Genomic DNA, 12,879 nt, shown 5'->3' with positions numbered 1-12,879 from the left:
CAAGTATCATTTTAACGAATATCTTGCCGTACGATGCCCAAGCTGCATCTGAAAAGGATACTGAAATTTCAAAAGAGATATTATCTAAGCAAGATTTATTAGACAAAGTTGACAAAGCAATTCGTCAAATTGAGCAATTAAAACAGTTATCGGCTTCATCTAAAGCACATTATAAAGCACAACTAAATGAAGCGAAAACAGCATCGCAAATAGATGAAATCATAAAACGAGCTAATGAGTTGGATAGCAAAGAAAATAAAAGTTCTCACACTGAAATGAACGGTCAAAGTGATATAGACAGTAAATTAGATCAATTGCTTAAAGATTTAAATGAGGTTTCTTCAAATGTTGATAGGGGTCAACAAAGTGGCGAGGACGATCTTAATGCAATGAAAAATGATATGTCACAAACGGCTACAACAAAATATGGAGAAAAAGATGATAAAAATGATGAAGCAATGGTAAATAAGGCGTTAGAAGACCTAGACCATTTGAATCAGCAAATACACAAATCGAAAGATGCATTGAAAGATGCATCGAAAGATCCGGCAGTGTCTACAACAGATAGTAATCATGAAGTAGCTAAAACGCCAAATAATGATGGTTCTGGACATGTTGTGTTAAATAAATTTCTTTCAAATGAAGAGAATCAAAGCCATAGTAATCAACTCACTGATAAATTACAAGGAAGCGATAAAATTAATCATGCTATGATTGAAAAATTGGCTAAAAGTAATGCCTCAACGCAACATTACACATATCATAAACTGAATACGTTACAATCTTTAGATCAACGTATTGCAAATACGCAACTTCCTAAAAATCAAAAATCAGACTTAATGAGCGAAGTAAATAAGACGAAAGAGCGTATAAAAAGTCAACGAAATATTATTTTGGAAGAACTTGCACGTACTGATGATAAAAAGTATGCTACACAAAGCATTTTAGAAAGTATATTTAATAAAGACGAGGCAGATAAAATTCTAAAAGATATACGTGTTGATGGTAAAACAGATCAACAAATTGCAGATCAAATTACTCGTCATATTGATCAACTATCTCTGACAACGAGTGATGATTTATTAACGTCATTGATTGATCAATCACAAGATAAGTCGCTATTGATTTCTCAAATCTTACAAACGAAATTAGGAAAAGCTGAAGCAGATAAATTGGCTAAAGATTGGACGAATAAAGGATTATCAAATCGCCAAATCGTTGACCAATTGAAGAAACATTTTGCATCAACTGGCGACACGTCTTCAGATGATATATTAAAAGCAATTTTGAATAATGCCAAAGATAAAAAGCAAGCAATTGAAACGATTTTAGCAACACGTATAGAAAGACAAAAGGCAAAATTACTGGCAGATTTAATTACTAAAATAGAAACAGATCAAAATAAAATTTTTAATTTAGTTAAATCGGCATTGAATGGTAAAGCGGATGATTTATTGAATTTACAAAAGAGACTCAATCAAACGAAAAAAGATATAGACTATATTTTATCACCAATAGTAAATCGTCCAAGTTTACTAGATCGATTGAATAAAAATGGGAAAACAACGGATTTAAATAAGTTAGCAAATTTAATGAATCAAGGATCAAATTTATTAGACAGTATTCCAGATATACCCACACCAAAGCCAGAAAAGACGTTAACACTTGGTAAAGGTAATGGATTGTTAAGTGGATTATTAAATGCTGATGGTAATGTATCTTTGCCTAAAGCGGGGGAAACGATAAAAGAACATTGGTTGCCGATATCTGTAATTGTTGGTGCAATGGGTGTACTAATGATTTGGTTATCACGACGCAATAAGTTGAAAAATAAAGCATAATTATATTGGGGGAAGAGCATCTATATATTTTTTTAAGTATATAAGACGTCTTATTTCCCCCTTAAATTATTGTGAAGTATATGCAAAATGCAATGAATAGATTGTCCATCATTTTAACGTTATAATGAATTTAACGACTTAGAACTACAGAAGTAAAGGAGAATGAAGATGTCTCGAAAAACGGCGCTATTAGTTTTGGATATGCAAGAAGGTATAGCGAGTAGTGTACCTAGAATAAAAAATATTATTAAAGCGAATCAGAGAGCAATTGAAGCAGCAAGACAACATCGAATACCAGTCATTTTCATACGTTTAGTGTTAGATAAGCATTTTAATGATGTCTCCTCGAGTAATAAAGTGTTTTCAACAATTAAAGCTCAAGGATATGCGATTACTGAAGCAGATGCATCTACACGAATACTTGAAGATTTAGCACCACTAGAAGATGAGCCGATTATTTCTAAGCGACGCTTTAGCGCATTTACAGGTAGTTACTTGGAAGTTTATTTACGTGCAAATGATATTAATCATTTAGTATTAACGGGTGTCTCTACGAGTGGAGCTGTATTGAGCACGGCATTAGAAAGTGTAGATAAAGACTATTATATTACTGTTTTAGAAGATGCTGTTGGTGATAGATCAGATGATAAACATGACTTTATTATTGAACAAATTTTATCACGCTCATGTGACATTGAATCCGTAGAGTCATGGAAAAGTAGTTTATAGTTAATATAACGTCAATTAAAGCTCGGCAGTAATGTTTGAAAATAAGTACATTTGCTCATATTTATAAAATGTGTGAGATGACAATTGAAACGGATATGATGAGGAACATTTGAACATAAAATAATATATTTATATAAAATGACCCGAGGCGTTCGAACTGAATACCTCGGGTTTAATTGAATAAGAAATCGGACTTATGAACAGAAATATGTTTAAGTCCGAACTCCTTGTTTATACTTATAAATTTTGCGGGTTTAATAATACTTATTTACCTGTAATATATGATAATTCTTCAGCGGCAGCTGCATTGATAGTTCTATGAGAAATGATACCTAATCCTTTAACATTGGATTCTGAAATAACGATAGAACCATCACTGTTAACTTTTTCAACAAATGCTACATGACCGTAATGTTGATCTGCACCAAATTGTCCAGCCTCAAATACAACAGCAGCATGACGTTTTGGTGTATGACTTACTTGATAATCACGGTATTGAGCTCGATTATTCCAATTATGTGCATCACCTAAATCACCTGAGATAGATGTACCAAATTGTTTCATACGGTTATATACGTACCAAGTACATTGGCCATGTGGATATGGCATACTATCAGATACCTCGCGGAAAGGTTTGAATTCATCTGATGAATCATCATAATCCTTGATAGAACGTTCATATTTATCTAAATCTGGCATGCGTTCATCGTCAAACTGAGTTAATTGATAGTGTTTAATAATACTGTTTAATTTCTTAGCATAGTTTGGATCTGTAGCATATGTTTTAGATAAGTGTGATGTTGCATCTTTATAAGAATCGGCTTCCGATTTCCATGTTGGTTTATAAATTGTTCGATTGCCATCAATACCATTTTTAATAAGGTCAGAGTAATCTTTTAGTGATTCTTTCGTGCTTGGATATTTTCGGAATCCAGCATTAATACTATACAATTTATTACCATCAGCTTCTAATGTGTTAAAAGGAACAGAATTCCCTTCAAAAGCACCTTTGATACCGAATAAATTATGGTTTGGTGACTTAGCTAAAGCACTACGACCTGAGTCAGATTCTAAGATTGCTTGGGCAATCATGACAGACGCATAAATATCGTTATCTTGACCAATGCGATGTGCATCTTTAGCAATTGATTTGACAAATTGACGTGTATCTTTTGAGTCAACAACGTTAAATTGTCCGCTATCATCATTGTTAGATATACTAGGATCTGTTTCGAATAATGATGTTGCACGTGTATCCTTTTGATTAACATCGTTATTGAATGATTGAGCAGGTTTAGATTTATGTTTCAATTCATCTTGTGTTGGTAACTGTGGATTCTTTGTATTAGATTTTTCATTTTTGTCTTTTTTAGATTGAGATGCATAATCTTTTTGTGTTTTCTTTGCATCTTCACTGTATTGATCCAAAATAGAGTCTAAAGCCGAATCTGACATTGATTGATTATCTTTCGATGAAGATTTTTGATTTGCTTTATCGTCACTTGCTGGTTGACTATTTGATTGATTAGGTTGTGTTGGCTTTGGCGAATTTGGTTGCTTATTAGATGTACTTGGTTTTGTATTGTTTGATTTAGGTGCTTTTTGATTGTCTGCTTTATCTTGTTTAGATGATTGCGTATCAGTGTCATTTTTGATGCTATTGTCACTGTTTTTATTCGAATCATTTGTTGACTTTTCGCCATTACGAGGTTGTTCGTAATCAGAAATATCCGAATTTAAATTGAATAAGTTTTGGATTAAAGTTGTTAATGAGTAATTATCATCGTATTTATTTTTGGTTAGCAATTGGTTTATATTGGTTTGTGGTAAATTCTTATAAATAAAATCAATGATATTGTTAGAGTCTGAAGTGCTGTCGTCTATAGTTTTAAATTTTTTGTCGTTATTGTCTTGGTTACTTGTATTATTGTTGTCTGCTTTATCAGTATCTTTACTTGTAGTATCCTTAGAAGTTTCATCGTCATTAGATTTTTTTGAATCATGAGATGTTGTCTTAGCTGTAGTATCTTTTTGAGGTGTATCAGCATAAGCGGTAGGTGAAACTAAAGTAGGTAATACGAGCGTAGTTGATAGCAAATAAATTAAAATTTTATTTTTAGGCATATTTCGTATTCTCCCTTGAAAAATATAATAATTAAGTGTGATAATAAACTATGATTTGTTATAATTTATCGTATGCTGAAAATAGTTGATAGGTATCAATCGACTAAATATCTTCCAGTAAATTGATTATACTAATTCACAACGCAAAAATAAATTAATTTACAAAAAATATATAAAAAATATGAATAATTCCTACATAGGAGTGTGACAATGAAGAACGCATTTAAATTATTTAAAATGGATCTGAAGAAAGTAGCTAAGACGCCAGCTGTGTGGATTATCTTAGCAGGCTTAGCTATTTTGCCATCGTTCTACGCTTGGTTTAACTTATGGGCAATGTGGGATCCATATGGCAACACGGGACACATCAAGGTCGCAGTCGTTAATGAAGATAAAGGCGACACAATCAGAGGGAAAAAAGTTAATGTCGGTAATACGATGGTTAATACACTCAAGAAAAATAAAAGTTTTGATTGGCAGTTTGTAAGTAGAGAGAAAGCTGATCATGAGATAAAAATGGGTAAATATTTTGCAGGTATTTACATCCCATCTAAGTTTACACATGAAATTACCGGGACACTACGTAAGCAGCCTCAAAAAGCAGATGTAGAATTTAAGGTGAATCAGAAGATTAACGCTGTTGCGTCTAAGCTAACAGATACTGGTTCGTCAGTTGTCGTTGAAAAAGCGAATGAACAATTTAATAAAACAGTAACTCGAGCATTATTAGAAGAAGCTAACAAAGCAGGTTTAACTATTGAAGAAAATGTGCCGACAATTAACAAGATAAAAAATGCGGTATATTCAGCAGATAAAGCTTTACCTAAGATTAATGACTTTGCGAATAAAATTGTGTATTTGAATAACCACCAAGCGGATTTAGATAAATATGCCAATGATTTTAGAAAACTAGGAAATTATAAAGGTGATATTTTAGATGCTCAGAAAAAATTAAACGAAGTCAATGGTGCTATTCCGCAACTTAATGAAAAGGCTAAGTTGATATTAGCTTTAAATAATTATATGCCGAAAATTGAAAAAGCGTTAAATTTTGCAGCTGATGACGTGCCAGCGCAGTTCCCTAAAATTAATCAAGGACTTAACATTGCGAGTCAAGGGATTGATCAAGCTAATGGACAGTTAAATGATGCCAAAGGCTTCGTCACACAAGTTAGAAGTAGAGTCGGTGATTATCAAGATGCAATTCGACGCGCGCAAGATTTAAATCGAAGAAACCAGCAACAGATTCCTCAAAATAGCGCGGCGAACAACGAAACATCAAATAGTTCACCTGCAGCTGGTAATGGTGTAGCATCAACGCCACCAAGTGCACCAAGTGGCGATACTGCACCAAATAATAATGTTACGCAAAATACCGCACCAAATAGTAATAATGCGCCTGTATCGACTACACCACAAAGTACAAGCGGGAAAAAAGATGGTCAAAGTTTTGCAGATATAACAACAACACAAGTCAGCACAGCTAACGAGAACACACAAAACATTACAGATAAAGATGTTAAATCAATGGAAGCGGCATTAACGGGCTCTTTATTATCATTATCAAATAATTTAGATACCCAAGCGAAAGCCGCACAAAAAGATAGTCAGGCATTACGTAATATTTCGTATGGCATTTTAGCATCGGACAAGCCTTCTGATTTTAGAGAGTCTTTAGATAATGTTAAGTCCGGTTTAGAATACACAACGCAATATAATCAACAATTTATCGATACATTAAAAGAGATTGAGAAGAATGAAAATGTTGATTTATCAAAAGAAATTGATAAGGTAAAAGCAGCTAATAATCGAATTAATGAATCATTAAGGTTAGTTAATCAATTAAGCAATGCATTAAAGAATGGTAGTTCAGGAACTGCTGAAGCTACTAAATTACTAGATCAACTTTCAAAACTAGATTCATCATTATCATCATTTAGAGATTATGTTAAAAAAGATCTTAACAGCTCTTTAGTATCAATATCACAACGTATTATGGATGAATTGAACAAAGGGCAAACTGCATTATCCAATGTTCAGTCTAAATTAAATACAATTGATCAAGTCATTAACAGTGGACAAGCTATTTTAAAAAATGGTAAAACACGTATTGATCGCTTACAAACAGTATTACCAAGTATTGAACAACAATACATTAGTGCTGTTAAAAATGCTCAAGCAAACTTCCCGAAAGTGAAAAGTGATGTAGCTAAAGCTGCTAACTTTGTGCGCAATGACTTACCACAGTTGGAACAGCGATTAACTAATGCGACAGCAAGTGTGAATAAAAATTTACCAACGTTATTAAATGGTTATGATCAAGCGGTAGGATTACTAAATAAAAATCAGCCACAAGCGAAAAAGGCTTTATCAGATTTAGCTGATTTTTCTCAAAATAAATTGCCTGATGTTGAAAAAGATTTGAAAAAAGCGAATAAAATTTTCAAGAAATTAGACAAAGATGATGCAGTCGACAAATTAATCGACACACTTAAGAATGATTTGAAAAAGCAAGCGGGTATTATTGCAAATCCTATTAATAAGAAGACTGTTGATGTTTTCCCAGTTAAGGATTATGGTTCAGGTATGACACCATTCTATACTGCACTGTCAGTATGGGTAGGTGCACTCTTGATGGTAAGTTTATTAACGGTTGATAATAAACATAAGAGTCTAGAGTCAGTCTTAACGACAAGACAAGTGTTCTTAGGTAAGGCAGGATTCTTTATAATGCTTGGTATGTTGCAAGCACTCATTGTATCGGTTGGAGATTTGTTAATCCTAAAAGCAGGAGTTGAGTCACCTGTATTATTTGTACTTATAACGATTTTCTGTTCGATTATTTTCAACTCAATCGTATATACGTGCGTATCATTACTTGGTAACCCAGGTAAAGCAATTGCAATCGTATTGCTTGTATTACAAATTGCAGGTGGTGGAGGAACATTCCCAATTCAAACTACGCCACAATTTTTCCAAAACATTTCGCCATACTTACCATTTACGTATGCAATTGATTCATTACGTGAAACAGTAGGCGGTATTGTTCCGGAAATCCTAATTACAAAATTAATTATATTAACGTTATTTGGCATAGGATTCTTCGTTGTAGGTTTAATTTTAAAACCTGTAACAGATCCATTGATGAAGCGCGTATCTGAAAAAGTTGACCAAAGTAACGTTACAGAATAAAAATTAAATCCACACATTAGGGTTATAGCTCCTTAATGTGTGGATTTTTATGTTTTTAGACAGAAGAGATAGTAATTTCTGTCTTTTATGGGACGGTTGTTATCATTGCTATTATCCAGGATGACTTACTATAGCACTAATATTACCGACAAAGTGAATATCCTCGTCTTCCGTAGTTAAAATAAAGCTAGAACCTTTTTGGATGTCATAGTGCTTATCGTTTACTGTTAAAGTACCAGTACCATCGATAATAGTAACTAAGCAATAAGCATGTGGTTTATTGAATTTTAAATCTCCATGAATATCCCATTTATATACTGCAAAATATTGATTATCTACAAATTGAGTTACAGTGTGTGTGTCGATGTGAGTTGTTATAGGAGTAGTATTTGGTTCATGATTGCCTAATTCAATCACATCTTTACTTTGCTCTAAGTGCAAATCACGCAATTGACCATTTTGATCTCGTCTATCATAGTCATAAATACGGTATGTCGTATCGGATGATTGTTGTGTCTCTAAAATTAAAATACCCGAACCAATGGCATGGACAGTGCCAGCAGGAACATAATAAAAGTCACCGGGCTTAACAGGTATACGTTTGAAAAGACTGTCAAATTCATGATTATCAATCATGTCGATTAACGTCTGTTTATTATGTGCATGTACGCCATATATAATTTCAGCACCTGGGGCTGCATCTAAAATATACCAACATTCTGTTTTACCTAGTTCGCCTTCGTGTTTTAAAGCGTAGTCATCATCTGGATGAACTTGAACAGATAATTTATCATTGGCATCTAATACTTTAGTTAGCAGAGGGAAACTATCTCGTGAATCATTATCGAATAATTCACGATGTTGTGACCAAAGTTGATCTAGGGTCATATCCTTGTATGGACCATTGATAATTGTATTAGGACCATTTGGATGTGCAGAAATTGCCCAGCATTCACCAGTTGTCTCATTAGGGATATCATAGTTAAATGCTTTTAATGCATGACCGCCCCAAATTCTGTCTTTAAAAACGGGTTGTAAAAATAATGCCATAGTTAAAACTCCTCTATATTTTCATTAATAAGTTATAAATTTCTGTAGTACTGTTTGCATTAATTAGTGATTGGCGTGTCTCATCATTCATTAACGCTTTAGATAAGCGCTGAAGTATTTTTAAATGTGTATCCTGACTGTTGTTTGGTACGGCAATTAAGAATATCAATTGAGGTAGACTACCATCTAGACTGTCCCATTTAACACCATGATTATTTTTCATAACAGCTACAATCGGTTGTTTTACAACATCAGACTTTGCATGTGGAATGGCCACGTTCATGCCAATAGCTGTCGTAGACTCCATTTCACGTTCTAGTATTGCATTTTTTAAATGCGATGTGTGCTCTACATAACGGCAAATTTTAAGTTTATGAATCAACATATCAATTGCTTCGTTTCGAGACATGTCGTGATCAGTAATTATCATAGTTTGTTGATCAAAAACATGAGAAGGTTTATTGAGATGTGAATGTTTCGCGGTTTTATCTACATTGTCAACCTCTGTATCATGTTGTGTAATATCTGTATCATGAAGTTGCGTGTGTTGCGCTGGTGCATCTACTGCTATAACTGGTGTATTGCGTTTTAATAATAGTACAGTAGTCATTGTGACAAGACTACCTACTATCACTGCAAAGATAAACCATAATACATGATCAATACCACCTAATACAGCCACGATTGGACCTCCATGTGCGACTCTATCGCCGACACCACCAATGGCTGCAATGACTGATGCAATCATTGCACCAATGATGTTTGCAGGTATAATGCGCAATGGATCTTGGGCTGCGAAAGGAATAGCACCTTCAGTAATACCAAATAGTCCCATAGTGAAGGAAGCCTTACCCATTTCTCTTTCGGAATGATTGAATTTATACTTTTGAACAAACGTTGCTAAACCTAAACCGATTGGTGGTGTACATACAGCAACTGCGACCATACCCATAACGGCGTAATTACCTTCAGCAATAAGTGCTGAGCCAAATAAAAATGCTACCTTGTTTACTGGACCGCCCATATCGAAGGCGATCATCGCACCTATAATCATCGCAAGTATAATAATATTAGCACCTTGCATACTTTTTAACCAGGTTGTTAATGCCTCAAAAATATTAGAAATTGGTGCACCGATTAAAAATATAAATATCAATCCTACAACGACCGATGAAATAATGGGAATAATAATGATAGGCATAATTGGTGCCATTGCTTTTGGAACTTTAATATCTTTAATCCACTTTGCGATATAACCTGCTAAGAAACCAGCAACAATACCACCTAAAAATCCTGCGCCTGCATCACTGCCATAAAAACTACCGTCAGCAGCGATAGCGCCGCCAATCATACCAGGAACAAGACCGGGCTTGTCAGCGATACTAACAGCGATATATCCAGCTAGTATTGGAACCATAAATTTAAAGGCTAAACTACCAATGTTTTCAATGGATTTCCAAAATGAATCATCTGGGATGACTAATCCTTTTGATGTCGTTTCACCGCCTAGAGTCAGCGCGATGGCGATAAGGAGTCCACCAACTACGATAAAAGGAACCATAAACGATACACCGTTCATTAAATGTTGATACACCATTTGAATACCACTTTTAGACTTACCGCGATCTTTCGAATGATAATTTGTTTCAGATTGATAAATAGGCGCATCTTGATTAATGATACGTTGAATTAGACCTCTCGGATTATGAATCCCTTCGCGAACATTTTCATTAATCAACCGTTTACCAACAAATCGGGATAGATCAACTTGTTTATCAGCTGCAATTATGACACCGTCAGCTTCTTCGATGTCTTGCGTAGTTAAAACATTTTCAGCACCAACACCGCCCTGTGTCTCTACTTTAATATCCACACCCATTTCTTTTGCTACCTGCTCAAGCTTTTCTTGAGCCATATATGTATGTGCAATGCCATTTGGGCATGAGGTAATAGCTACAATTTTCATAAAATCATCTCCTTTTCTATATTGTAAGCGTATTCTCGATACTAAAAAAAGAATAATTACCGTTACTAGTGGCAATTATTCTTGTAAGTATTCAAATAACTGTTGCTTTAAACTATGATCATCTAAACTACATAAATGGTTCACTGAATCATCATCCAAGTTAGCAATTAATTGCATCATTTGTTTTGTAAAAGCTTTGTCTTTATGCGAAATCGCTAAGAAAAAGACAAGTTTGACATCGTGTTGTCGCCAAGGAAAAACATCTTTTGTGCGAAAAATAAGCACATGTGATTGTAAAACTTTTTCAGGATCTCCATGAGGAATCGCCATAAAATTACCTATGTATGTAGAAGATGATTTCTCACGCTCTAAAGCTGATTCGATATATCCTTCTACAATCGCATGATGTGCTTGTAATATTTTTTGAGCTTCTTCAAAAATTTGCACAGTATGCCGTGATTTTTGTTCAGTATTTACGACAAGGAAATTGACAGTGTCCATATGATGATGTGCTTGAACCGGATTTTGCTTTTGCTTCACAACGTGTCTGATTTTGTGACGATCATCTTCAGAAAATAATGGTGCAACCTTGATAGTCGTCAGGTGCTTAGGAAGTATGTTTAGCGTTTGTTTTGGAATATCATGGGTCGTTATTAATAAATCTACATTGTCAAAGTGATAGTGTGTTATACTTTCTAGTTTAATCGTATTTATTACTGACAACTCTTCGGATAAGTTATTTATTTTAGTTTCTAAAAAATTCGACACACCTAGACCATAATAACAAGCAATGACTACATTTAATTGTGTTTTGGTACGACGCTCGATGGCAGCTTGAAAATGAATTGTTAAAAATGCAATTTCATCTTCGCTCATCTCTATATCAGTATCAATTGCTAATTTATCAATCGCTTCAAAAAGTGTGTTAAACACAAAGGGATAGAGTTTTTTAATCTCTATAACTAAAGGATTGTTTAAATAAATGTTTTGAGTGATACGTAAATATGCTTTACTAAAATGATTATATAAATTTTGTTGTAAAATCGAATCTTCATTGAAAGGTACATGAATACGTTGCTGCATCAATTCGATTAAGCGATCAATATAACTTTGTATAAATATACGTTCTATACCAATATCGAGTTTATTAAAATGATAAGCAATAAAGAATGAAAACATATTGATTACTTTTTCGTTCAAGTCATAACCTAATCTTTCGTTGATTTGCTTAATGCAAGATTGAGATATCAATTTTGCATCATGGTTTAACGTGTCTAGCTCACTTAAAGATTGCTTACGTTTAATGATTAAAATGAGATGAATTAAAAGCTGTTGTATTTGAATATCAGTTGTTTCAATACTATGTTGTTGAAGTGTCTCTTGTATAATATGCGAAATCATCCTTTGGTGTGAATCAGGTAATTCATTTAAAATTAGGTCTTCAACATGTACATGCCCTGATGATAATTGATTTAAATGGATGATGGCATTAGTGATATCATTATCTGTTCCATCGACCACAATACCTTGTTTTTTCTTGATTGTTAAAACGATATTAAATTTTTGACACCATTGTTGAATTCGAACGAAATAGTCGTTGAGCACAGTTTTAGATAATAGATAATCTTGCTCTAGTTGTTGCAATGTCTGCGATTTATTGTGCATTAGCAGTTGATACGCCATAGATAATAATAGTTTTTCTTTATATGATTGAATATGCGTGTAACGTTCAGTTATCGTTTCTAAGGTATACTGCGATGTATTTAATTGATATCCTTTAGATTTAATACTTACGATGATATCATCCATAAAATTGCTATTGATAACATGAATATCATTGCGAACTGTGCGGTTTGAAACATTGACATGTTCAGCAATTTCATTAGAACTAATGTGCTTTGATGGATTTTTAATAAAAAACTGGAGTAGTTTTAAGTGTCTATCAAGCATTTAACATGTACCTCCTTTCTAAATTTT

The 12,879-nt window shown here is 33.7% G+C and carries 7 protein-coding genes; 3 read left to right on the top strand and 4 right to left on the bottom strand.

The features are described from left to right. Positions 1-1,841 (top strand): GA module-containing protein (locus IDG60_RS14795; protein WP_206160847.1); only part of this gene is annotated, 1,841 nt, incomplete at its 5' end. Between the two features lie 168 nt (positions 1,842-2,009). Beyond that, on the top strand, positions 2,010-2,570 hold the full coding sequence (locus IDG60_RS14790) for a cysteine hydrolase family protein (protein WP_000088195.1): 561 nt from the start codon (positions 2,010-2,012) through the stop codon (positions 2,568-2,570). 264 nt (positions 2,571-2,834) lie between these two features. On the opposite strand, the gene IDG60_RS14785 is transcribed toward IDG60_RS14790, so the two are convergent. Beyond that, positions 2,835-4,694, bottom strand: coding sequence for an amidase domain-containing protein (locus tag IDG60_RS14785; RefSeq protein ID WP_001125628.1), 1,860 nt, complete (start codon positions 4,692-4,694; stop codon positions 2,835-2,837). A gap of 210 nt (positions 4,695-4,904) precedes the next feature. On the opposite strand from IDG60_RS14785, the gene IDG60_RS14780 reads away from it, so the two are divergent. Continuing rightward, positions 4,905-7,886 (top strand): YhgE/Pip domain-containing protein, encoded by a 2,982-nt coding sequence (locus IDG60_RS14780; protein WP_000786115.1) that lies wholly within the window; start codon positions 4,905-4,907, stop codon positions 7,884-7,886. 111 nt (positions 7,887-7,997) lie between these two features. Here the strand turns inward: IDG60_RS14780 and manA are convergent, their stop codons facing one another. The 3 genes from manA to IDG60_RS14765 form a co-directional block, all read right to left on the bottom strand. Beyond that, positions 7,998-8,936, bottom strand: a complete 939-nt coding sequence (gene manA, locus IDG60_RS14775; RefSeq protein ID WP_001173201.1) for a mannose-6-phosphate isomerase, class I — start codon at positions 8,934-8,936, stop codon at positions 7,998-8,000. 13 nt (positions 8,937-8,949) lie between these two features. Continuing rightward, the gene (locus IDG60_RS14770; protein ID WP_000706111.1) at positions 8,950-10,902 is read right to left on the bottom strand and encodes a PTS fructose transporter subunit IIABC; all 1,953 of its coding nucleotides are present in this window, start codon (positions 10,900-10,902) and stop codon (positions 8,950-8,952) included. A 75-nt stretch (positions 10,903-10,977) separates the two neighbouring features. Then, entirely contained in the window at positions 10,978-12,852 is a 1,875-nt protein-coding gene (locus IDG60_RS14765) for a BglG family transcription antiterminator (protein WP_000887022.1), read from the bottom strand. Positions 12,853-12,879 lie beyond the last annotated feature (27 nt).

It is taken from the genome of Staphylococcus sp. EG-SA-2 (genome assembly GCF_017152085.1).
This window is presented reverse-complemented; position numbering and strand designations above follow the sequence as displayed.

Excerpts from the sequence above, each read along its gene's own strand:
- IDG60_RS14790 (WP_000088195.1), top strand. The coding sequence starts at position 2,010 with ATGTCTCGAAAAACGGCGCTATTAGTTTTGGATATGCAAGAAGGTATA.
- IDG60_RS14785 (WP_001125628.1), bottom strand. The coding sequence starts at position 4,694 with ATGCCTAAAAATAAAATTTTAATTTATTTGCTATCAACTACGCTCGTA.
- IDG60_RS14780 (WP_000786115.1), top strand. The coding sequence starts at position 4,905 with ATGAAGAACGCATTTAAATTATTTAAAATGGATCTGAAGAAAGTAGCT.
- manA (WP_001173201.1), bottom strand. The coding sequence starts at position 8,936 with ATGGCATTATTTTTACAACCCGTTTTTAAAGACAGAATTTGGGGCGGT.
- IDG60_RS14770 (WP_000706111.1), bottom strand. The coding sequence starts at position 10,902 with ATGAAAATTGTAGCTATTACCTCATGCCCAAATGGCATTGCACATACA.
- IDG60_RS14765 (WP_000887022.1), bottom strand. The coding sequence starts at position 12,852 with ATGCTTGATAGACACTTAAAACTACTCCAGTTTTTTATTAAAAATCCA.